This window comes from Bernardetia sp. Wsw4-3y2, assembly GCF_037126295.1.
Taxonomy (GTDB): domain Bacteria; phylum Bacteroidota; class Bacteroidia; order Cytophagales; family Bernardetiaceae; genus Bernardetia.
This window is the reverse complement of the sequence record NZ_CP147017.1, coordinates 3,112,853-3,137,562: the sequence shown is the minus strand read 5'-3', so window position 1 is coordinate 3,137,562 and position 24,710 is coordinate 3,112,853. Positions and strand designations below refer to the sequence as shown.

General features: G+C 31.8%; 17 protein-coding genes. 11 read left to right on the top strand and 6 right to left on the bottom strand.

The genetic code is table 11. The annotated features are described in order from the left end of the window. Positions 1–30 precede the first annotated feature (30 nt). Together mutS and V9L05_RS12775 are read right to left on the bottom strand one after the other, a co-directional pair. On the bottom strand, positions 31–2,703 hold the full coding sequence (gene mutS, locus V9L05_RS12780) for a DNA mismatch repair protein MutS (RefSeq protein ID WP_338812274.1): 2,673 nt from the start codon (positions 2,701–2,703) through the stop codon (positions 31–33). Between the two features lie 107 nt (positions 2,704–2,810). After that, positions 2,811–3,329: a hypothetical protein gene (locus V9L05_RS12775; RefSeq protein ID WP_338812272.1), complete on the bottom strand. Its 519-nt coding sequence runs from the start codon at positions 3,327–3,329 to the stop codon at positions 2,811–2,813. A 235-nt stretch (positions 3,330–3,564) separates the two neighbouring features. On the opposite strand from V9L05_RS12775, the gene V9L05_RS12770 reads away from it, so the two are divergent. The 4 genes from V9L05_RS12770 (at position 3,565) to V9L05_RS12755 (ending at position 11,392) form a co-directional block, all read left to right on the top strand. Continuing rightward, positions 3,565–6,963: a methylmalonyl-CoA mutase family protein gene (locus V9L05_RS12770; protein ID WP_338812271.1), complete on the top strand. Its 3,399-nt coding sequence runs from the start codon at positions 3,565–3,567 to the stop codon at positions 6,961–6,963. Between the two features lie 79 nt (positions 6,964–7,042). Next, entirely contained in the window at positions 7,043–8,122 is a 1,080-nt protein-coding gene (locus V9L05_RS12765) for a hypothetical protein (protein ID WP_338812270.1), read from the top strand. A 784-nt stretch (positions 8,123–8,906) separates the two neighbouring features. Further along, the gene (locus tag V9L05_RS12760) at positions 8,907–9,368 is read left to right on the top strand and encodes a nuclear transport factor 2 family protein (protein WP_338792869.1); all 462 of its coding nucleotides are present in this window, start codon (positions 8,907–8,909) and stop codon (positions 9,366–9,368) included. A gap of 425 nt (positions 9,369–9,793) precedes the next feature. Then, the gene (locus V9L05_RS12755) at positions 9,794–11,392 is read left to right on the top strand and encodes a T9SS type A sorting domain-containing protein (protein WP_338812268.1); all 1,599 of its coding nucleotides are present in this window, start codon (positions 9,794–9,796) and stop codon (positions 11,390–11,392) included. 262 nt (positions 11,393–11,654) lie between these two features. Here the strand turns inward: V9L05_RS12755 and V9L05_RS12750 are convergent, their stop codons facing one another. Continuing rightward, positions 11,655–12,536 carry a DUF808 domain-containing protein gene (locus tag V9L05_RS12750; RefSeq protein WP_338812267.1) on the bottom strand — a complete coding sequence of 294 codons (882 nt, stop codon included), beginning with the start codon at positions 12,534–12,536 and terminating at the stop codon, positions 11,655–11,657. Between the two features lie 411 nt (positions 12,537–12,947). Between V9L05_RS12750 and V9L05_RS12745 the strand changes: the two genes are divergently transcribed. The 3 genes from V9L05_RS12745 to V9L05_RS12735 all read left to right on the top strand — a co-directional run bounded on the left by V9L05_RS12745 (position 12,948) and on the right by V9L05_RS12735 (position 16,696). Then, positions 12,948–15,323: a TonB-dependent receptor gene (locus tag V9L05_RS12745; RefSeq protein WP_338812266.1), complete on the top strand. Its 2,376-nt coding sequence runs from the start codon at positions 12,948–12,950 to the stop codon at positions 15,321–15,323. A 137-nt stretch (positions 15,324–15,460) separates the two neighbouring features. Beyond that, on the top strand, positions 15,461–16,063 hold the full coding sequence (locus V9L05_RS12740; protein ID WP_338812265.1) for a hypothetical protein: 603 nt from the start codon (positions 15,461–15,463) through the stop codon (positions 16,061–16,063). 147 nt (positions 16,064–16,210) lie between these two features. Continuing rightward, positions 16,211–16,696, top strand: coding sequence for a hypothetical protein (locus V9L05_RS12735; protein ID WP_338812264.1), 486 nt, complete (start codon positions 16,211–16,213; stop codon positions 16,694–16,696). 126 nt (positions 16,697–16,822) lie between these two features. Here V9L05_RS12735 and V9L05_RS12730 read toward each other — a convergent pair whose 3' ends face one another. Continuing rightward, the gene (locus tag V9L05_RS12730) at positions 16,823–17,887 is read right to left on the bottom strand and encodes an acyl-CoA desaturase (protein ID WP_338812262.1); all 1,065 of its coding nucleotides are present in this window, start codon (positions 17,885–17,887) and stop codon (positions 16,823–16,825) included. Positions 17,888–18,405: 518 nt separating this feature from the next. On the opposite strand from V9L05_RS12730, the gene V9L05_RS12725 reads away from it, so the two are divergent. The 4 genes from V9L05_RS12725 to V9L05_RS12710 all read left to right on the top strand — a co-directional run bounded on the left by V9L05_RS12725 (position 18,406) and on the right by V9L05_RS12710 (position 22,126). Continuing rightward, positions 18,406–19,416, top strand: a complete 1,011-nt coding sequence (locus V9L05_RS12725; RefSeq protein ID WP_338789949.1) for an IS110 family transposase — start codon at positions 18,406–18,408, stop codon at positions 19,414–19,416. A gap of 186 nt (positions 19,417–19,602) precedes the next feature. Beyond that, complete coding sequence (locus tag V9L05_RS12720; RefSeq protein WP_338792874.1) at positions 19,603–20,229, top strand: phosphatase PAP2 family protein; 627 nt, start codon at positions 19,603–19,605, stop codon at positions 20,227–20,229. 260 nt (positions 20,230–20,489) lie between these two features. After that, positions 20,490–20,957: a DUF6438 domain-containing protein gene (locus V9L05_RS12715; RefSeq protein WP_338812261.1), complete on the top strand. Its 468-nt coding sequence runs from the start codon at positions 20,490–20,492 to the stop codon at positions 20,955–20,957. A gap of 224 nt (positions 20,958–21,181) precedes the next feature. Then, on the top strand, positions 21,182–22,126 hold the full coding sequence (locus V9L05_RS12710) for a DUF3078 domain-containing protein (RefSeq protein ID WP_338792876.1): 945 nt from the start codon (positions 21,182–21,184) through the stop codon (positions 22,124–22,126). Between the two features lie 109 nt (positions 22,127–22,235). Here the strand turns inward: V9L05_RS12710 and V9L05_RS12705 are convergent, their stop codons facing one another. Beyond that, positions 22,236–23,267, bottom strand: coding sequence for a helix-hairpin-helix domain-containing protein (locus V9L05_RS12705; RefSeq protein WP_338812260.1), 1,032 nt, complete (start codon positions 23,265–23,267; stop codon positions 22,236–22,238). Positions 23,268–23,560: 293 nt separating this feature from the next. Continuing rightward, a complete protein-coding gene (locus V9L05_RS12700) occupies positions 23,561–24,424 on the bottom strand; it encodes an RNA polymerase sigma factor RpoD/SigA (protein WP_338769115.1) in 864 nt (287 codons plus the stop codon). Positions 24,425–24,710: the final 286 nt, after the last annotated feature.

Here is a 24,710-nt window from a genome sequence, read left to right as displayed (position 1 = left end):
TATTAATCGTGAATAATTAATCACTTATCACTATTTCCCAACTCTAATTTTAAACTCATTCAATTTCAAAAGTGCTTCCACAGGCGACAGACGATTGATGTCAAGAGCTAATAATTCATCTTTTAGTTTTTCTAAAATTGGGTCATTTGCTTGATTTTCTCCAAACAAACTATTTTGATAAAATGTATTTTTAGGTGCAGATTGTAGCGTTTCTTTGTCCTTGTCTTTGAATTTATTGGTTTCAAAATGATGCATCATTTCCGAAGCTCTCAAAACTACCTTTTTTGGCATTCCTGCAAGTGAAGCTACATTTATTCCAAAACTGTGTTCACTGCCTCCTTCTTTTAGCTTTCTAAGGAAAATAATTTTCCCTCCTACTTCTTTTACCGAAACATTGTAATTCTTTATTCTATCAAAATCATTTTTAAGTTCGTTGAGTTCGTGATAATGCGTTGCAAAAAGCGTTTTTGGTTTTGCATTGGGTAAAGTATGCAAATATTCCACAATCGCCCACGCAATCGAAATTCCGTCATACGTGCTTGTTCCTCTTCCTATTTCGTCCATCAAAACAAGACTTCTATCACTCAAATTATTCAAAATACTAGCCGTTTCAGACATTTCTACCATAAAAGTAGATTCTCCTTTTGCAATATTATCCGAAGCTCCAACTCTAGTAAAAACTTTATCCACAACACCAATTTTGGCACTTTTGGCAGGAACAAAACTTCCAATTTGAGCCATCAAGACAATCAAAGCCGTTTGACGCAAAAGCGCAGATTTACCAGCCATATTGGGTCCCGTTATGATAAAAATCTGTTCACTTTCAGGATTCATAATTACATCATTTGGAACATACTGCTCTCCAATCGGCAATAATTTTTCAATAACAGGGTGCTTTCCTTCTCTAATTTCTAAAATATTATCATCTGTAATTTCAGGCAAGGAATAATTATTTTGCATCGCCACTTCTGCCAATCCACAAAGGGCATCAAGCATCGATAAAAACTTTGCATTTTGCTGAATAACCTTTACATATTTGGCCACTTCTGAAACCAAATTATGATAAAGTGTGTACTCAATGCTGGCGATTTTTTCCTCTGCTGTAATAATTTTTTCTTCCCATTCTTTGAGTTCTGGCGTAATGTAACGCTCTGCATTGACAAGCGTTTGTTTACGAATCCAAGCTGATGGAACTTTAGTTTTGTGAGCATTACTGACTTCAATATAATAACCAAAAACTTTATTAAAACTGATTTTTAACGATGTAATTCCAGTTGCTACAATTTCTCTCTGACGTACTTTTTCTAAAAAATCTTTTGCCGAACTAGAAATATCACGCAACTCATCAAGCTGCTGATGAACACCTCTTTTTATGGTCGTTCCTTGCTGAACAGCAAGTGGTGGATTGTCTTCTAACTCATCTTGTAACTTCTTTAAAATATCGTTATTCAAGAGAATTTTTTCTCCAATGGCTTCTAATTCATTGGTTTTACTCTTTAATAAAACATCTTTAATTGTCGGAATTGCTTCTAAAGAATCACGAAGTTTCACTAATTCTTTCGGACTAATTCTACCTACTGCAACTTTTGAAATCAAGCGTTCTAAATCGCCTACTTCCTTCAAATAGGAACGCAACTCACCTTGTAGAGCATCTTTTTCTACTAAAATAGCTACATTTCGAAGCCTATTTTGAATTGGTTTTGCATCTTTGAGTGGAAAAGCTATCCATTTTCTAAGTAGTCTTGCACCCATTGGAGTAACCGTTTTGTCCAAAATTTCAATTAAGGAACTACCATTTCCATGCATAGGAACAAGTAATTCCAAATTGCGAGTAGTGAAAGAATCTAACCAAACATATTTGTCTTGTTCGACTCTACTAAGCGAAATAATATGATTTTTTTCGTGGTGTTCTGTCGTTTCCAAATAATACAAAACTGCTCCTGCTGCAATGGTAGCAGCGTGTAAACTCTCAATTCCAAAACCTTTTAATGATGCTGTTCCAAAATGTTTTGTCAGTTTTTCGTAAGCAAAATTGAGCGTATAAATCCACTCTTCGATAGCAAACTGCGAAAAATTACTTCCTTGACGAACTACCTGTGTTTCAAATTCTTTTTTATTCGATTTGCTATAAATAATTTCAGAAGGTGCAAAACGCTCTAAAAGTTGTTCGATATAATTGTACTCTCCTTCTGCTACCAAAAACTCCCCTGTTGATAAATCTAAAAACGCAGCACCAACAGCCTCATATTTTTTATTTTTGTAGAAATAAATAGAAGCCAAATAATTATTTTTCTTGTTCTCCAAAACATTATCTCCCAAAACTAATCCCGGAGTTACCAGCTCGGTAACGCCTCGTTTTACAATTCCTTTTGCAAGTTTTGGGTCTTCTAGTTGGTCACAAATAGCCACACGAAGTCCTGCACGAACCAGTTTAGGCAAGTAATTATCTAAAGAATGATGAGGAAAACCAGCCAGTGCAATCTCAGAAGCTGCACCATTGGCACGTTTGGTAAGTGTAATATCTAAAATTTTGGCAGCACGAACAGCATCTTCTCCAAAGGTTTCGTAAAAATCGCCAACACGAAAAAGCAAAATAGCATCTGGATGTTTTCCTTTGATTTGATTGTATTGTTTCATCAAAGGTGTTTGTTTTGTCTTTTTGGTATCTGTTGTACTTGTTCTTGAAGTTGCTTTTTTGCTCATGAGAATATTTTTTATAGCTATTTTTATTGGCAATTTGATTTTTTAAGTGAATCAAAATTGCAAAAATATTTTGAGATTTGGGGAGTTTTTTTGAGAAAAGTGTTTTTCTATACTTTATTTCTTATTTGATAGGTGATTTTGAATTTATCTTCTTTTGTTATTTCTTCTTTGAAAATATACTTGTTGTTCCAAAAATGCGAATAAAGCATTATAATTACATTATCCTCTACTGAAAATTTTCTTTCACTACTATAAAGTTTGTTTTTAACTAGAACACCTTTATATAAAGTCTTGAATTCCAAAAATCCTTTCTCTTTAAAAACTTGATTGTACTTTCTTAGCTGTTTTACAAACTCGCCTTCTTTATCATTAAAAATAAATTCTAGTTTAACATCATTCTTTTCTAAAAAAGATAAATTAAAAGTAGCATTTAATTCTAATTTAAAATTAGTTTGAAAATACTCACAACATAAGTTATAGGCTTTGGATTTTATTTTTCGTGAAGTTTCGCATTTATCTAAGATAATTTCAATTTTAGATAGAAGTTCTTTTGCTTCTTCATGTATCTTCGGAATCAAAATAGGTTCTTCAAATAAAAAAATTGGATAGTTTATAGTTTCTTTCATTTTCTTGATGATATTTTTTCATTTCAAGATAATAAATTTCACTCTAATTGTCTGATACTTTAAAACTTCTAGGTAAAACAAAATGATTCGAAATTACCCAAAACAAAAAACTTCGCTTTTTCTTACTATTTTTGTAATATAAGAGTTACAAAAAATGTAGCGTATCTTTTAAGGTGCGAAACTGTACCAAATGCTTTAGCTTTCGAAAAGAACTATATACAACACAAAAAATAATATGAGTACCAACCCTCCAATTCCAGTGCCTTATGTTTCCAAAAACAAACTGCGTGTCGTTACGGCAGCAGCTCTTTTTGATGGACATGATGCAGCTATAAATATAATGCGTCGAATTATTCAGTCTTCGGGCGCAGAAGTTATCCATTTAGGACACAACCGTTCGGTAGAAGAAATTGTAAATTGTGCCATTCAAGAAGATGCTCAAGCCATTGCAATTACTTCGTATCAAGGTGGACACGTAGAATTTTTTAAATATATGCACGACCTTTTGAAAGAAAGAGGTGCAGGACACATCAAACTTTTTGGTGGTGGTGGTGGTGTAATTCTTCCATCCGAAATTGAGGAACTGCATAATTACGGTATTACCCGAATTTATCATCCAGATGATGGTCGTTCGATGGGATTGCAAGGAATGATAAATGATTTGCTTGAACAAACTGATTTTCCAACAGGACACGATGTAGAAATAAGCGAAGTAGAAAAAGTAAAAGAAAGAAATTCTAAAAATTTGGGAAGGATTATTTCAGCCGTTGAAAATTATCCAGAAAAAAATAAAGAAATTCTAAAGAAAATAAAAGAATTAATACCTGAAAAAGTAGCACCTGTTTTGGGAATTACTGGAACAGGTGGTGCTGGTAAATCTTCACTTGTCGATGAGCTTGTAAGACGTTATTTAATGGATTTTGAAGACAAAACGATTGCTATTGTTTCGGTCGACCCTTCTCGTCGTCGTACTGGTGGCGCACTTTTGGGCGACCGTATTCGTATGAATTCAATTACAAATGAGCGTGTTTATATGCGTTCTTTGGCTACTCGTCAATCCAATTTGGCTCTTTCAAAATACGTTCAAGATGCGATTGATATTTTGCGTGCAGCCGAATTTGATTTGATTATCGTCGAAACTTCTGGAATTGGACAATCTGATACAGCCATTACAGACCATTCAGACGCATCACTTTATGTCATGACACCTGAATACGGTGCAGCTTCGCAATTAGAAAAAATCGATATGATTGATTTTGCTGATATAATTGCACTCAATAAATTTGACAAACGTGGTGCTTTAGATGCCCTTCGTGATGTCAAAAAACAATACAAACGAAACCGTCAATTATGGGATACGCCAGATTCAGAAATTCCTGTTTTTGGTACGATTGCATCGCAGTTTAATGATGTAGGAATGAATACACTTTATCGTTCCCTGATTAACAAAATCAATGAAACATCTCCTACAAAATTTGATTCTTCGTTTGAAATATCGGCTTCAACTTCTGAAAAACAGTATATTATTCCTCCTTCAAGAGTTCGTTATCTGTCAGAAATAAGTGAAAGTAATCGTCGTTATGATAAAAATGCAGAAGAACAAGCCGAGATTGCGCAGAAATTATACGGTTTAGAACTTTCTATTAATTCTATTTCTGAAAACGAGGAAATGGAAAAAGAATTGAAAGATTCTATTATTCAAGGCTTAAAAGATACTTTCGAACAAATAAAACTTTCTTTAGAAGGTACAAACTGGAAAATCATTGAAGATTGGCAAACAAAAGTAGCTACTTATACGGCTGATGATTTTGTTTATAAAGTTCGTAATAAAGAATTTAGCTTAAAAACTTATACCGTTTCTCTTTCTCAATCCAAAATTCCTAAAATTTCGCTACCAAAATACAAAGCGTGGGGAGATATTTTGAAATGGAATTTGCAAGAAAATGTACCGGGAGAGTTTCCATTTACGGCAGGCGTTTTTCCGTTTAAACGTACAGGCGAAGACCCTACTCGTATGTTTGCAGGCGAAGGAGGTCCCGAGCGCACCAACAGACGTTTTCATTATCTTTCAAAAGGAATGCCTGCTGCACGACTTTCGACAGCTTTTGATTCGGTAACATTGTATGGAGAAGACCCAGATTATCGTCCAGATATTTATGGAAAAGTGGGTAATTCGGGTGTAAGTGTGTGCTGTTTGGATGATGCAAAAAAACTCTATTCAGGTTTTAATTTGGCTGACCCAACTACATCGGTTTCAATGACTATTAATGGTCCTGCTGCTACGGTTTGTGCCTTTTTTATGAATGCAGCCATTGATCAGCAATGTGAAATTTATATCAAAGAAAACGGTTTAGAGGAAGAAGTTGAGGCGAAAATCAAGAAAAAATACGAAGGCAAAATTCGTCCTACTTATAATGGAGGTTTGCCAGAAGGAAATAACGGTTTGGGTTTGATGCTTTTGGGAGCAACAGGCGATGAAGTTTTGGATAAAGAAGTTTATGATAAAATAAAAGCCAAAACACTCACACAAGTTCGTGGAACGGTTCAAGCTGATATTTTGAAGGAAGACCAAGCGCAAAATACGTGTATTTTTAGTACCGAATTTTCGCTAAAACTAATGGGAGATATTCAGCAATATTTCATTAATCATCACGTTCAAAATTTCTATTCGGTTTCTATTTCGGGTTATCATATTGCAGAAGCAGGCGCAAATCCGATTACGCAACTTGCCTTTACACTTAGCAACGGTTTTACGTTTGCCGAATATTATTTGAGTAGAGGAATGGATATTAATGATTTTGCACCGAATTTCTCGTTTTTCTTTTCAAATGGAATTGACCCAGAATATTCTGTTATTGGTCGTGTGGCTCGTCGTATTTGGGCAAAGGCGATGAAAAACAAGTACGGAGCAAACGATAGAGCGCAAAAACTAAAATATCATATCCAAACTTCGGGGCGTTCGCTTCACGCACAAGAAATTGATTTTAATGATATTCGTACTACGCTACAAGCCTTGTATGCCATTTACGACAACTGTAACTCGCTGCATACCAACGCTTACGACGAAGCCATAACGACACCAACGGAAGATTCTGTTCGTCGTGCTGTGGCGATTCAGCTTATCATCAATAAAGAATTAGGACTAGCAAAAAATGAAAATCCATTGCAAGGTTCGTTTATTATTGAAGAACTGACTGATTTGGTAGAAGAAGCTGTTTTGAAGATTTTTGACCAAATTACGGAGCGTGGAGGTGTTTTGGGAGCGATGGAAAGACAGTTTCAGCGCACACAAATACAGGAAGAAAGTATGTATTACGAAATGCAAAAACATACAGGCGAATATCCGATTGTGGGTGTAAATACATTTTTGTCTTCGAAGGGTTCGCCTACCGTTATTCCTGCCGAAGTAATTCGTTCGACAGAAGAAGAAAAAGAGTATCAAATAAATATGCTCAAATCGCTACATTCTTTTGACGAACAAAAAAATCAGCAAATACTCAAAGACCTTCAAAAAGCAGCCATCAAACACGAAAATATGTTTGAACACTTAATGACAGCTACTAAAACCTGTTCGTTAGGACAGATTACTAGAGCTTTGTTTGAAGTTGGGGGGCAGTATAGGAGGAATATGTAGAGATTTTTGTAAATTGAAAAACTGTATAATGATTTTTTTCGTTATACAGTTTTTACTTATATACAACTATTGTAATAGCATGTTCAAACAATCACAAGATAATGTATTGAATGATTTAGATCTAGCTTTAGAAATTAAAAGACAATCAACATTAGAAATATACAAGAAGTATAGAGACTATGGTTCTCAAACAATACAAGGATTACATGGTGTATTAGGCTTATACAAACCTACATTAGTGGATATTGTACATTCTAGCTTTTACTCTCCTAAACAATATAAGGAGAAATGGCTACAAAGTTTAAAAAAAAACCTATTAGAAGAAAACAAATATGGTAGACGCAGTATGATTTTATTGCAAAATTTACTCAGACATAAAGACTCTTGTGATTATATCTTACTTTATTTAGAAAGAGATTATTATCGTCATTTGAAAGAGCGTTTGAGAACAAAACCTAATCAAAACTTATGGGAAATTTGGTTTGGGGGTAACGAGATTAATTGGGGACTCTTTGTTGCACCTGAAAAACGGGATAATAATTGGATAAATAAAGATAAAAATGTTAGAAGAGTTTCTTTTGAATATTGGACTATAGGTCATGTTTTATCAACAGGTTTAATTGATCCAGAAAATAATGATTTAGTTGTATTTAATTCTGTTGGAGACTTGTTAAGTTTCATAAAATCTATTTTAAAACGTTTATCTAGGAGTCAATATGAGAAAGCTATATATGATATGTATATTGATTATATAAATCAGTCTACTAATCCAATGAATGAGCCATTTTTGATACCAGAATTTAGGTATGCAGGTCTAGAAAGAAAACATATATATAGACTAGATTTTACCATCTTAAATATTCATACAGATGAGAAAGTGGGTTTTGAAATTAGTCCTCAATCTACTCATATGAATGTAAAAACAATTAATAAAACTAAGCTCATTGATGTCAATAAAGATTTAAGTAATAAATGGAGTAAGGAAATGCAAAAGCGAAACGATTATTTTTCTGAGTTTGATATTAGTATGATAACTTTTACTGATAAGGAGTTAGAAGACATGCCAAAATGTTTTGAAGTAATAAAATCATATTTAGAAAAAAGGAGAGAAATTACAGAAAATATTCCAGATTTAATAGACGATATAATGCAAATTTAACCTCTTACATTTTTGTTTTCTTTCCAAAAAGCTATAAAGCAGTTGTTGTGTCTTTAGTCTCGGCTGTGCCGTTATGATAATAAACAACAATTTGAAATATTTATTATTTGCACTTTTAAAATTGCACTTTTATTTAGAATTAATGTAATTATTTAATATTTTTTTTGTTTATGAATAAAGTAATTTTATTAATTAAAGAAAATAGAAAAGGCATAGCAATTTCCCTCGTTAAGCGTAGTCTGCGACTACGATTTATCAGTTTGGCAAATCTTAGATTTGCGAGTGTAGTATTCCCCTGCCCTTGCTCGGTTTTTTTGTGGCTATCCCTCGTTAAGTGTAGTCTGCGACTACGCTTTATCAATTTGGCAAATCTTAGATTTGCGAGTAAGGGTGTTTTTATTTGTAGTTGACAACGTAAATCTGAAGATTTACTAACTGATAGGTCTTGGTTATAAACTAAGCCCAACAGGTGAGGTTTTTTATATAGCCTTCTTTGAATATTTATTATTTGAAGAAGTTTTTTTTGTATTATCAATTATTTAAAATTATTATCATCTTAACCTAAAAGTTCTTACAATTTGTTCATTAGCACTATTCAGAGTGTTGCAACCTTTAAGAATAAGTGCTGTCTTTATATAAAAACTACATGTACTAAAAATGAAGATATAATAACTCATTGATAATCAACATACATATCCCCTAATTTACTTTAAAATAAAAGGAGTGAAAAACACCCTTTAGACTTTTTAAGTATAATTATTTTTTTACATTTAATCTTATTCTTATGAAGAAATATCTTTTTTTGTTTCTACTTTTTTTTAGTGCTTCTCTCTCCAACTTGCTTTATTCTCAGAATTTGGACGATAATCTTCAAGGTAAAATCATGAAGATGGATAGTTTACTTTTTGATGTTGCCTTTAACGAATGTAACCTCACTTTATACAAAAAAATAATGTCTCAAAACCTAGAATTTTATGATGATAGAACTGGATTGAATACTTCCATAGAAAAAGAAATTGCAGCCTTTGAAGATAGGTGTTCTAAGCCATTCAAGCTTACTCGCAAACTCATAGAAACAAATATTCATAAACTAGGAGCTTTTGGAGCAGTTCAAACTGGCATTCATATTTTTTTGATGGATGGAAAACCTGTAGAGGTTTCTAAATTTATCACAGTTTGGGAATTTATAAATGACCAATGGAAAGTAAAAAGAGTAATCAGTTATGAGCATAAACCATTAGAATGAGCCTAGATTCAAATTTATTCGTCAAAGTCCGACTTCGTTAGGGAATATTCAGAGTATTGAAGATTTAGAAAGTTCCCCTCGTTAAGCGTAGTCTGCGACTACGATTTATCAGTTTGGCAAATCTTAGATTTGCGAGTAAGGGTGTTTTTATTTGTACTTGACAACGTAAATCTGAAGATTTACTAACTGATAGGTCTTAGTTATAAACTAAGCCCAACAGGGGTACTCTAAATAACAAGAGCTAAACATTTTGAATATTTAGCCTGTTGCCAAATTAATTATTGCAAAAATGCAATTGTTAAAAAAATAAATTTATATAAAGATATAAATTTTTATTTGTAACATTGCCTCCATTATAATTAATAAATCACTAACAGACAATCATTTACAATATCAATTTATTAATACACTTTAATTGTAAAACTATGTATAAAAATATTTTTTTCTTTCTGTTTGTTTATTTATTCTTTTTTTCAAATTATTTAAGTGCACAACAAACGGCTCGCCGAACAGATAATGACAAAGGAAATATAGGTTACTTAGAACACCTTCCTTCAGATTACGCTACTAATTCTTCTAAAACCTATCCTGTATTAATATTTTTGCACGGACAAGGAGAAAAAGGAAGTGGAAGTCCTTCACATTTGGAAAGAGTGAAAGAAAATGGTTCTCCAAAGCATATCAAAGAAGGACATCCTATGTGTTTCACTGTTAATGGGAAACAAGAGTGCTTTATTGTTATATCTCCTCAACTTTTTTCCGACGAAAATGCTTGGCGTTCTTCTATAGTTCAAGATGTAATCGATCATGTGGTAAGTGGGTCTGATAATTATCGTATAGATCGTAATAGAATTTATTTAACAGGATTGAGCTTAGGGGGAATTGGAGTTTACAAGTACGCTGCTGATGGATATAGAAACAATGCAAACATTTTAGCAGCTATTGCTCCAGTAGCAGCTAGAACAGCTACAAACAAAGTTGAAGAAAGAGGTTGTTCTATTTCAGAAAAAGAAATTCCAGTATGGCATTTTCATGGAAATAAAGATAAAACGGTGATTTATGATGCAGGTCTGAAAACATTTAATGGTATTAAGGACTGTAATAATCCTAAGCCTACAGCAGAATTAATTTTTACTACTTATGAGGGTGTCGGACATAATTCTTGGAGTAGGGCTTATAAAACAGACAACTCTCTACATAGCCCTAATCTTTATGAATGGCTTTTATCAAAAAGTTTGAATAATTCTAGTACTCCTGCAGAGCCACAAAAAGTTATTTGGACAGACAAAGTTGGTGTATCAGAAGATGCCAATGGTAATATAAGAAGTACCACAGCGTATGGTTGGGGCAACAGTGGAGCAGCATCTACTCAAGTAATTCCTGAAAATTCCAATGGTTGGGCAGAAACGACAATTTTAGAAGATCTCAGTTCAAATAGCAAAATTTTTGGTTTATCTTCTTCTAATGCTAATGCAGATAAAGATCAAATTCAGTATGCCTTTGAGATTTATGGTGATAATATTGCTGCTTTTGAGAATGGACAACGAGTTAAATATTTGGGCAAATATATATTGGGAGATGTAATACGTATTGAGCGTGTCGGTACAGATATTCAGTATCTTATCAATGGGGTATTAAAAAGAGTAACAACTGGCTCTAATTCTAGTTTATTAATAGATATTGCAATCAATAATAGTAACACAGGTTTTTTTGAGAATAAAATTTTCATTGGTTCAGCTGCTTCTGATCGTATAGAACCTAATAATAATTCTGTAGAACAATTAGCTTTAGCAGAAGTAGAAACTTCCATTTTTCCAAATCCAGCAATTCATCAAATAACTATTCAAGACATACCTAACAATACACAAGCTATTCAAATTTATAACTTTCTAGGAAGACTTGTTTTACAAGAAAATGATATAAAAAATAAGGCAACTATTGATATTTCTAACCTAGAAACTGGTTTGTATTCTATCTATTTTGTTGGCACTAATAAAAGGCAACGTTTTATAAAAACAAAATAAGACCCTTCTGATTTCTCTTGCACAAATGGAATTAGAATGAAAAAGTTATTAAGTGTTATCTGTAGTTTTTGTATTTCTATTGCAAGTAGTAATTAGTTTTTCTTTATAAAATAGTTTGCCTTTTTCTTATCCTAAAAACATGAAATACCGTTTGAAAAAAGACAAACAGTTTTCATAGAACCTTCTTTGAATAATTTATTATTTAAAGAAGGTTTTTAAGTTTTTAGCGATTTGCTTACTTATTTCTACAAATAAACTATCACTAATTTTTCTTCCCTATAACTTTCATAATCGCCTTAACAACCACCAAACAAATAAAACCTACAAGCAGTCCAACAACAAACTCACTCACAATACTAGGCAAAGGCAGATTTTCTGTAAGATGATGTATCGCTTCAATATTATGAACAAATATTCCTCCTGCTACCAAAATCATGGCAATCGTACCCAATACTCCTAAACCTCTAACAATGTAGGGTAATGTTTTGACTAAAGCAGTTCCTAGTTTATGTAAAAAACCTTGTTCAGTTTTGCTTTTCGCTATCAAATTATATCCTAAGTCATCCATTCTTACCAAGAGCGCAACCAAACCATAAACAAAAACAGTAGCCAAAAGAGCTACTATGGTTACTACCATGATTTGCATGTTGAGTGGACTCTCAATTACACTACTTAATGCTATAATCACAATTTCTATCGACAAAATAAAATCTACAATAATAGCCGATTTTATTTTTTCCTTTTCATAAGCTGCAATCTCTGCCTCACTCATTTTGCTATCTGCTAAAAGACCTTTTTTAGTTTCCTTTTTATGGAAAAAATATTCATATATTTTCTCTGCACCTTCATAACCTAAATATGCTCCTCCTAATAGCAAGATTGGCGTAATAGCTACAGGAAAATAAGCACTCAAAAGAAAGACAATGGGTAGAATAATTATTTTATTCAGAAGAGAACCCTTTGTTATTTTCCATAAAACAGGAATTTCTCTATCCGAAACAAAGCCAGATGCTTTTTCAGCATTAACAGCCAAATCATCTGCTAAAATACCTGCCGTTTTTTTGGTAGCTAGTTTGCTCAAAACAGCTACATCATCCATGAGAATTGCAATATCGTCGAAAAGGGCGAAAAATCCTGATGCCATTTTTATATAATTAGAGTTGAAAAAATAAAGTTGAAAAAATGTTGTGAGTTGTTGATTTTAATTTGAGAAGTTGTTTAAGAATACTCATTTTTCCTTAGAACTGAGTTTGCAAATCCAGTTCTAAAGCCTTTGTTGATGTTTTAGCGTAGCGACACCAACAAATATATCCACAAATCCCATTCTTAAACAACTTCTGATACAACTCCTTGTCAATAGTAATCTTTGGTTTCTTTAAGTTCTTGGGATTACAAAATCAAAACACAACTAAGAATGAAAAGTTTTACTAAAAAATATTTGTTTAGAGTAATTACCGAGAATAAAATGTAATTACTTCACAAAAAAAGCAAAAATTAGAACAACCTTTATAGATAGAAAGTTGGGAAAAGAAATAATTTAACATCAAAAATCAATATGAAACACAATTTACTGCGAACAACCTGTTTATTCCTATTTCTCATTTGGAGTGGTTTGGCTACTGCTCAAGAACAAAAAACTACAGTATTTGGTAAGCTAGTAGAAGCAGAATCTGCTCAACCTGTTCCTTATGCTACTGTTGCTCTTTATGTCCCCAACACCAACGAACTCATTACAGGTATAACTTCAGACGAAGAAGGAAAATTCTCTATTTCTACTACCAAAACTGATTTTTATGTCAAAATTAGTTTTATGGGTTATGAAACCAAGACCTTAACAGAGTTTACCATTTCGGAGGGTAACGCAAATCTTGGAACTATATCGCTTGCTCCAGACACACAACTGCTAAATCAAATTGTAGTTGAAGGAGAAACTTCTAAGATGGTTTTTCAATTAGATAAACGTGTTTTTAATGTTGGAAAAGACCTCAGTACAACAGGAGGAAGTGCGCTTGATGTCTTGAATAATGTGCCTTCTGTCAATGTAAATATTGAAGGAGAAGTCAGTTTGCGTGGAAGTGGTGGTGTACAAATTCTCATCAATGGCAAGCCTTCTATTTTGGCAGATGGTGGAAATGCACTAGGTACGATTACAGCAGATATGATTGAAAGTATTGAGGTAATTACCAATCCTTCTGCAAAATATGAAGCCTCTGGAACATCTGGGATTTTGAATATTATCCTTAAAAAAGAAGAAAAAAAGGGTTGGAATGGTTCTATTTCTGCCAATACAGGTATTCCTGACAATCATAGCATTGGAGGAAGTATAAACCGTCGTACAGAAAAATTCAATTTATTTACTCAATTTGGTGCAGGTTATCGCTCAATACCTACACAAAACGAGACTAGAAGTCTAAATCTACTTAAAGGACAAACTATTTTGAGTGATGGTGAGGAATTTAGAAACGAAACATTTTTTAATATTACACTCGGAACAGATTATCATTTGAATAAATACAACGTCTTTACACTTTCAGGAAATGTTGCTTATGAGATAGAAGATCAACCTTCTGAAACGAATTTTAGCTTTTTAAATGACGAACAACAACTTGTTTCTAGATGGAGACGAAACGAAACAACTGAAGCTACAAATCCCAAATGGCAATATGAATTTAACTGGACTAAAACTTTCAAAAATAACGAAGAGCATACTTTTCAAGTAAGTGCTTTGGGAAGTTCTTTTGGAAAAGATCTTTCATCTCTCTTTATTGATACGACTTTAGAAGGCGAAAATGTAGATAGTAATCAACTTACAGCCACTACTTTTCAACAAACAGATTATACTTTCAAAGCAGACTATGTCAATCCATTATCAGAAAATTATACTATAGAAACAGGTGCGCTTTATGTCATTAATGATGTAGGTAATAATTTTGAAGTACAAGATTTTGTCAATGGCGAATATGTAGATAACTTAGATTTTACAAACAACTTTGAATGGAATCAAAAAGTATTAGGAGTTTATGCTACTGGTGCTTTTGAAAGTGAAATATGGGGAGTTAAAGCTGGCTTACGTGTTGAAAATACAGACCTACAAACTTTATTAACGACGACCAACCAATCAAACTCACAAAACTTTACTAATCTTTTTCCTTCTTTGCATACTTCGTACAAGGCATCAGAAAACTTGTCACTTCAAGCAGGATATTCTAGGCGTATATTCAGACCAAGATTATGGGATTTGAATCCTTTTTTCAATATTAGAAATAATTTTAATATCCGTACAGGTAATCCAAACCTTCAACCTGAGTTTACAGATTCGTATGAACTAACAAGTATTTACGAAATTGGAGAAGCGTCAATGAGTTCTAGTGTTTATCATAGATATACGACTGATGTAGTGGAAAGAATTTCTAGTTTTGAAGACAATGTTACCTATACAACTCCTCAAAATATTGGAACAAATGCTGTCGTAGGATTTGAAACAAATGGAAAATACAGTCCTATGAAATGGCTTACCTTCAATGGTAATTTTAACTATTCTTATTTCGATCGTAAAGGAGTTTTTGAGAGCCAAAATTTTGATTTTACAGGTAATAGATGGTCTCTTCGTTTAGATTCAAAAATAAAATTACCTGCTGATATAGATTTGGAACTAACTGGAGATTATCGCTCTGGTTTTGAAACCGTACAAGGTAAGCAAAGTGGTTTTGCTTTCATGAATGTAGGTCTTCGTAAAAAGTTTATTAAGGGAAAAGTTGTTGCTAATTTAGGAGTTAGAGATGTTTTTGCCTCTAGGATTCAAGAAAGTTTTGTAAACCAACCTACTTTTGAGTCTTATAATTTTAGACAACGTGGACGCTTCATAACCTTTGGCGTAAGTTATGCCTTTGGTAAAGGAGAAGCCATGACGTATTCAGGTAGAAGAAGATAAGGCATAAGAAAATCTAACTTTTCAGAACCTTCTTTGAATATTTTTTATTTGAAGAAGGTTTTTTTGTGTCTAACAAAATATTTCTATATATTTTTGACTTTTCAGTTATAACTACAAATCTAAAACAGCAGAAAACCATGGCATATTCTTATACAAACCGACAAGGTAAAATCCATTATTTCAAGAGAGCTGAAACCAAAAAAGGTGGGTATCGCTATTATGTTACTACATCAAATAAATTTCCTGATTTAATTGATGAAGTACCAAATGATTATGAAGTTGCCGAACTTCCAGAAGATGCAAAAGTAGTTATTCGTAAGAAAAAACCAGTCCTAATAACCAAAGAAGAAAGGGAGATTACTCATGATGCAATAAAAGATTTTTCAGCAATCAATGATTTCTTTATACATGCTGACGAGGAATATGTTTATGTTTATCATTCTCAATTTAATTATACAGCAGGTCAAGAACCTAATTTGAGCAGGGAAGAAGCTAATGAAGTTTTTGGATTTGGAGAAGATGTTACAAGATGGATGCGATTTTTTACTTCATTGAGATTTAAGTTAGTTGATAAAACAAAAAGATTATTTCAAACAGAGCGTGTAGTTTATACAAGTTTCTATGGTCATGATTTTCATCCTGTGGGAGAAGTAGGTTTGATTGAAGATGTTGCACGAAATTATGGACAGTATTTAGGACGTGAAACTTTCTTTGACTTAGAACCTAAGTCTTATGAGTAGTGAATAAATGAAGCTTTACAATTTAACACCAACTTAGGATTAAAAATAGATGAGATACTTTACAGTCTTATCTAGCTTCATGAAAATCAGTTCCATTAGAATACAAGTAACAACATAGATTTTTTATCAAAAAAAGGAAGAACTAAAATGAAAGTAATAGAATCCACATACGAAATACTGGCTTGGAAATATCTAAACTATGGTGTGAATGAAAAATGGTCAGATTGGGCTACAGAAATGATGATAGCTGGATTTGAAACAGATAGTTTAGTTAAATTGGCAATAATAGAAAAGCCATATAATCAGTTTGAACTACATCAATTAGTAGAAGAAATAGTTATAGAATTAAATCTTGACTATAAAAATACAACTAAAGTTATGACTGATTATGTAACCTATTTAGCAAAACAAGCTATTGATGGTAAACGAGATTTAACAAAAACTTTACGAGATTTAAAAGATTTACACAATGAACTGGATAACCAAATTAATGTATATGATTTTTATTGTCTTTATTTTGCAAAAGAAGACTTAAATTATGATACTGTTCAGTGGTATTGGCAGGGAGCAACTAGAGAGAATATAGACAAAATTTGTTTGGAACAATTAAAAAAATGGATAGAAGAACATTAAAATCAAAGTTCGCTTGATAAAAGAATAAATTAGATTCTTCAGAATATTTTTTGTGCATTCAATTGCTCGGTACTAAACACACAATTTTGACATCCAAAATACATTATCTACACTACTTTACTCTCTTTACTCTCTACCAAATCGCTTCAAAGCATTTACATGAGCCATTAGGGCATCCGAAAACTTTTCATTTACTAAATAAGGTATATCAAACTCAGCAGCCGTTTGCTGTACAATTTTTGAAATTTCTGGATAGTGAATATGACAAATTTTGGTAAATAAATGATGTTCTACTTGAAAATTAAGTCCACCGATATACCAAGAAAGTAGCTTATTCTTTGGTGCAAAATCTACTGTTGTATTCATTTGATGAATTGCCCAATCGTTTGTAATTTCATTTTTTTCGTTAGGTAGAGGGTGTGTAGTTCCTTCAACAGTATGAGCCAACTGAAAAATAACTGTTAAGATTAAGCCTGAAAAAAAGTGCATGACTAAAAATCCTGTTACCACATGTAAAACTGGAATATCAAAAAATACAACTGGCAGTACCAAGATTATAAAAAGATAGACAATTTTTGATAAAATCAATTTAGTTAGAGTAATCCATTTTGCTTCTCCTCTTATTACATAGCGTTTAAATTGCAGAAAATCTTTGACAAGTACCCAAAATAAGGTTTGTAATCCATAAAAAAAGAACGCATAGAAATACTGATATTTATGAAACCATTTTACTTTTGTGTGTGGAGAAAATCGCAAAACAAATTTGTCTGATATATCATCATCTTGATGCACAACATTTGTAAAAGTATGATGCAATAAATTATGTTGTACCTTCCAATTATCTACCGAACCTCCTACCAATGTAAGTGTATTTCCCAATAATTTATTTATCCATTCTGAACTAGAATATGCCCCATGATTAGCATCATGCATTACACTCATTCCAATTCCTGCCATACTCAATCCCATTATTGTCCATAAAATAGTTGAAACAATATAAATCGGATTGTATATCAAAATATAGACAAAAGGCAAAATGTAACCAGATAATAGAATAATTGTTTTTATTACCATACCTGTATTGGCATTTTTACTAATATTGTTGGTCGTAAAATAATCATCTACTCTTTGTTTGAGAGTAGGAAAGAACAAATTTTTAGACTGAGGCTTAAATTTTACGTAATTCTTCATAGTTGGTAATTTTTACAAGATTAGTAGTTACTACTTGTGTTATGCAAATTTAGTCTTTTAGTGATAGACTTTAGAGAAATATTTTATTTCTTTCTGAAATAACTTTAAATAAAGAATTCTCAAAGAGTTTTATAAATTTGTGAGTAATTGAGTAAAACATAACTATAAGTCGGAATTAGATAATGAAGTTGTTTAAGAATAGATTTTGAGTGTATATTTGTTGGTGTCGCTACGCTAAAACACCAACCTTTAGGTTTGCACTAGATAAATAGAATGAAATACTTATCTTGTATTTAAGTATTCATCAAGTAGGTAGAGAACCTGTAACACCAACAAGAACATAGATTCTATCCGTTGAATTAGCCTCTACCTACATTTATTCAATCGCATACTTATATAGAATTCGGAGAACTTTTATTACTCTAAATAATAAAAATTACCTCATTAGATAAGGTTTTAAGTTTGATTGACTAATTGATGAACTACTCTATTAAATAATCACTTAAAATTAACTTTTTATGCAAACTTATCAAACTTTTTTAGGAATCGATGTAAGTCGCAATCATTTAGATTGTACTTTATTGAAAGATGGTGTTATAGTAAGCCAAAAGCAAATTAAAAATAACTTAGCTTCAATAGAGAGTTACTTAGCAAAATTAGAAACTCAAATAGATATTTCTTTTTTATTAGTTTGTTTAGAGCCTACAGGCGTATATATAAATTTTTTATTGACTGCACTACTAGACAAAAAAATGAATGTTTGGGTAGAGAATGCCCTTCAAATAAAACAATCTATGGGCTTTACTAGAGAAAAAAATGACAAAGAAGATGCCTATAGAATAGCTTTGTATGCTTTTCGTTTTCAAGACCGTTGCAAACTGTATACCCCTGTAAGTCAGTCTATTAAGACCTTAAAAACATTGCAATTAGTTCGTAAAAATTTAATCAAATGCAAAAAACAACTGGAAACATTTTGGAAAGAATCTCAAAAATTTGAAACAGAACAACAAAATGAATACTTAACAGAACATCTACAAAAGCCAGTAGAGCAGATAAAAGAACAAATTATAGCAGTAGAAAAAAGCATGAAAAATGTAATTAGAAATGATGAGAAATTAAAAGAACTCTATCGACTCACTACTTCTGTTGTTGGAGTAGGAGATGTAACAGCTATAAAATTACTTGTTGTTACACAAGGTTTTACAAAGTTTAAATCTGCTAAACAACTAGCTTGTTATGCTGGTGTTGTTCCCTTTGAAAAATCATCAGGTAACCACAAAGGAAAGCCAAGGGTATCAAAAATAGCTGATAAATCACTTAAAACATTGTTACATATGTGTGCTTTAGCTGCTATAAAAGTAAAAGGGGGAGAATTAAGTGAATTTTATGAACGTAAAATAAAAGAAGGCAAAAATAAAATGAGTGTTTTGAATGCTTTACGAAATAAAATACTTCAACGTGTAGTAGCTTGTGTACAAAATAACAAAATCTATGAAAGACAAGGAGTAGGATTTCAAAATGCAGCATAAATTTATCCTAAATTTCTAAAGATTAGGCTTGACTTTGTCATAGAATTCAAAGGCTATGTTCTTTTTCCTTAGCACTAGGTTTGCAAACCTAGTGCTAAGGAAAAAGAGTATTCTTAAACAACTTCAATAACAGTAATTTTTTACGAATCAAAAAAATAGCGATATTTCAAGTAATCATTCAAAATAATGACTCTGATAGAAAAACTAGACCAATTAGACAAACAACTTTTACTATTTTTAAATGGACTTCACCATCCTTTTATGGATGATCTGATGTGGTATATTTCTTTAAAATATACTTGGATTCCTATTTATTTAGGGTTAATTTTTATTTTGTATAAACTTTTCGGCATTAAGCATTTCTGGAAAATTGTTTTAGGGATTCTTATCTCAATAGCTTTGGCAGACCAATTTGCATCTGGCTTTTGTAAACCTTTTTTTGAGCGTTTACGTCCTTCACACAGTCCAGAAATAGAAAACCTAGTTTATATTTTAAGAGATTATAGAGGTGGAAAATATGGTTTTATTTCTTCTCATGCTTCTACTACTTTCAGTATTGCTTTCTTTATTTTTTTGGCTTTAAAACGATTTTCAAAACTGCTTTGGGTAAAAATTCTGCGTTATGCTTCTCTTTTTTGGGCTTTACTTGTGGCTTATTCTCGTGTATATTTGGGAGTGCATTATGTGGGCGATATTGTAGCTGGAGCAATAGCAGGAATTTTGATAGCTTGGTTTGTTTTTTGGATATATACAGTATTAGAGAAGCGTTTTTCAGTACCTTTACAAAAAACTTCAGATAGCTTTTTGGAATAAAAAAACTTTGCTAAGTATCTAAGGAATATAAAATGAATAAATTTACACTTTGAAAAATTCACGCATTATATAAACAGGGTTAAAACCCTGTTCAATTAAAAAACTACTTTTTGTGATTTTTTACTAAAGATATATTTTCAAAAATACGCTATGAATTATAAATTGGACAGGGTTTCAACCCTGTTTTATAGATAGCTAAAAATGTAAATATTTTTTTTTAGTCTTCCTAATAGAATTCCAACAATTAAAACAAATAATTAATGAAAAATTACGCCTTACTCCTCGCTTTACTTTCTTCTCTGTTTCTTTCTAGCAGTTTATTTTTTTCTTGTAAATCTGTCAAAACAGATAGCTTTTTCGAATTGAAATATGCCAAATCAGCTTGTAAAGGTCAATGTCCTGTTTTTGATATGACAATTAAAGAAGATCAAATGGTTGTTTTTAATGGCAGACAATATACAACTATTATTGGAATCGTTCAGATAAAATTATCTGATGAAAAATATCAAAAACTTCAACAATTAATCGAAGAAAGTCAGTTTTTAGAAACTGAGGCAATTGGCTATAACCGTGCTTTTGATATTCCCATTACTACATTAGAAATTACGAAAGGGGAAAAAGTCAAAAAACAAGTCATGTATATAGAGAAACCTGAAAATTTAGAACCTCTTTTAAATTTTTTAGACCTGTTAGTTCTTGAATTACAATCAGATAGCAAGACAAATTAATTTATCTCATAATAAATGTGAAAACTGTACTGTTTTTGATAGTTATAGTAATATTCTACAGCAGGGCTTTCTTATAAAAAAAGAAAAATGCTGTTATTGGTGTTTTAGCGACACCAACAACCACAACTTGATAACAGAAATAGTTTTTATAAGAAAACCCTGTATTCTATAGTTTTATATAATTGTAGAATATTCTTTTTTATTATTTTATCTATTATTTTTATATGAAACAATTCAACTTTTTAATCATTGCTTTTTTATTTTTCATTTCTTTTTCAGCTTTTGCGCAAGATACCACAAATGTAACCACAGACGGAATTGCTACTGTTCCAGTTGAGGAAGTTAAAATTTGGGAGAAAAAAGGATCATTTTCTGGAACGTTCTCAAATGTTGGACTAAGTAACTGGGCAGGGGGTGGACAAAGTTCAATTGCCTTAGGTGCAATTCTGAACTTAAATGCAACAAGAAAAACTGAAAAATCTACGTGGGCAAATATTTTGACTGTTCAATATGGAATGGCAAGAATAGGAAAAAGTGATTTTAATTTATTCAAAAAAACAGATGATAATTTTCAATTTGATTCTAAATACAGTTATAATTTGGGTAAAGATTGGAGCAGTGGAACATCAATGAGCTTTCGTACTCAGATGGCACCTGGTTATTTTTTTGACAGAGACTCTTTAGGAGAAGAAAAACAAGGACAGCTTATTTCAAACTTTCTTTCACCTGGATATTTGCTTTTTGCTACTGGTATTCGTTATGAAACTAAGATTTTTAATATGCGTTACTCTCCTTTGGCTGCCAAATTTACCTTTGTAATGAATGATTCTTTAGCTAATATTGGAGCTTTTGGAGTAGAAAAAGGACAGAATATTCGTTCCGAATTTGGTTCTAACTTTGATGCTTCTCTTAGCTATGATGTAATGGAAAATGTAAAACTGAGTTCGACACTAAATCTTTTTGCTAATTACGAACATATCACACAAATAGATGTAAACTGGGAAAATTTGATTGTCTTTAAGATAAATAAATATCTTACCACTAGTTTTTCTACTCAACTGATTTATGACCATGATATTTTAATTCCACAAGAAGGTGTAGATGAGGCTTCTAAAAGAGCTATTCAGTTTAAGCATGTGTTGAATATTAATGTAGGATATACCTTTTAGATAAACCAGATTTTATTCATCTGAACTAGATTCTTCATCATGGTTTGAGTTGTTTAGGATAGACACACAAAATCTATTCTTAAACAACTTTTACATCTTCAATATTTAATTAAAACTCCAAATAAGGAATAAGTTTGGTCAGCTTTTCTTCTTCTATTGCTCTTGAGTTTTTAATATCTTCTATCGTTTTATAATTTCCATGTTGTTTTTTGTACTTTAATAAAATGCTGGCAGCTTTTCCATTTATGTACGAATGACTTTTTAGTGTTTCATAATTGGCAGTATTGATATTTATTTTCTTGACTTTAAAAGAAGAGTGGATAAAAGCATATTTGAGAAGTTCCTCAAAGGCTTCTGGTGAAAGCCCATACACTTCTTGCACTTGATTCAGAGAATGAAAACCACCAATGGCATCTCTAAAATGTTCTATTCGGACAGATGTTTTTTCCCCTATTCCTCTTATTTGTTTTAATATTGATGTGTCGGCTGTATTTATATCAAATTTTGATGTGACTTTTCGAACATACTTTTTATACTCTTTTTTCTCATAATTAGAAGTATAATTATTTACTGATTTGTCTTTATCATAATTCGTGTTCTTATATTTTTTATAATTGTATTTATTCTTGTCATTAGACGCATATTTTTGCTTGTAATATTCTTTTCTATTTACGGAATCAGGCAAATCTATATAATTTTTCAACCTTTCATACTCCTCTTTTGGAAATCCATTAAAGTTAGCTAAATCATTTTTTTGTAAAAAAACATACTTTTTATTAACTGCATTTACTACCCTTTTAGCTACCCAAGGCTTTACCCCCATCGCTTGCCATTGTGCAATCGATAATTTATTAGGATTGAAAAGTTTAATTTCTAACATTGCCAACTTTGTTTCTCTATCTAAAGGCTGTTGCATTTCCAAAACAGCTAATAAACTATCTGCCTTTTCAGCTTGTAGTTCTGTTAGTTCCTTGTCTATTTCATCTGCACTTTGTACTCTTTCCCAAACTATCATAAACATAGGAAAAAAAAGAATAACCGATAAAACGACCATTCCATTTGCTTCTCGTTGTGTAAAGTTTGTATTATTCTTTACTAGCTCAGAAAATTCGACTCTTATATTCCTTATAAATTGTATCATTTCTTTATGATTTTTAGTTTCCGAAATATAAGAGTTTTATTCTAATAATTCATTATTTTAACATAATTGTTATCATTATTTTTATATCTAGTTGTGATAATAGATTAAAATTCAGTAAAAATAACGTAATTATCAACATACGTAGCTGATACAAGATTAATTACCTTGAGCTGTATATATAAAAATTCAAATAACACAATATTCTAAAAATTTTTCACAAAAAAACCGAAATTCAATTTTGATTGAATTTCGGTTTCTATATTAGTCCTTCTTTAAATGTCAATGCTTAACTATTAACCTAAATAAGGTTTCAAAGCCTTGCTACGTGTTGTATGACGAAGGCGACGAATAGCTTTTTCTTTAATCTGACGAACACGCTCACGAGTAAGATTGAATTTCTCTCCAATCTCTTCTAAAGTCATTGGATGTTCTCCATTAAGACCAAAATAATATGTAATTACATCAGCTTCACGAGGAGTAAGAGTCGATAATGCTCTCTGAACTTCACGACGAAGTGAATCATTCATAAGCTCAGAATCTGGTTTGTCTTCTGTATCATTTTCCAAAACATCAAGAAGTGTATTATCTTCTCCCTGTACAAATGGAGCATCCATTGATACATGACGACCTGAAATTTTGAGTGTATCAATTACTTCTGCTGGCGTAATTTCCAACTCATCAGCTAATTCTTCTGGAGAAGGCTCACGTTCATAACGTTGTTCTAGTTCAGAAAATGTCTTTGATATTTTATTAAGCGAACCTACACGGTTTAGAGGCAGACGAACGATACGAGATTGTTCTGCCAATGCTTGTAGAATTGATTGACGAATCCACCAAACAGCATACGAAATAAACTTAAAACCACGAGTTTCATCAAAACGTTGTGCAGCTTTGATAAGACCTAGATTTCCTTCATTGATAAGGTCACCCAAAGAAAGTCCTTGATTTTGATATTGTTTTGCAACAGATACCACAAAACGCAAATTGGCTTTTGTCAATCTTTCTAGTGCGATTTGGTCGCCATCACGAATACGTTTTGCTAATTCTACTTCTTCATCAGGTGTAAGTAAATCAACTTTTCCAATCTCTTGGAGATATTTATCTAGTGATTGACTTTCTCTGTTGGTTATCTGTTTGCTAATTTTTAGTTGTCTCATCTATTGTGGTTTCCTATGATAAAAGGTGGGCAATATTTTTATATATTAAATACGTTTTTATGGAGTTTGTGTATAAAAACTGGATAGTTATGTATAACTTTTTTCTATAATCTTTAGTAGATTTGTATATAAATCTTTCTTAAGATGCTAAAATAGAACGCATTAGAAAGCCTTTTGTTTCAATATAAGTTCAAATTTAGTCAATAAAACAGAAAGTTAATACGTATTTTTTAGTAAATAAGTTTTGATAAATGTATAGCAAAAATCGTTCTAAAAAATGACTATA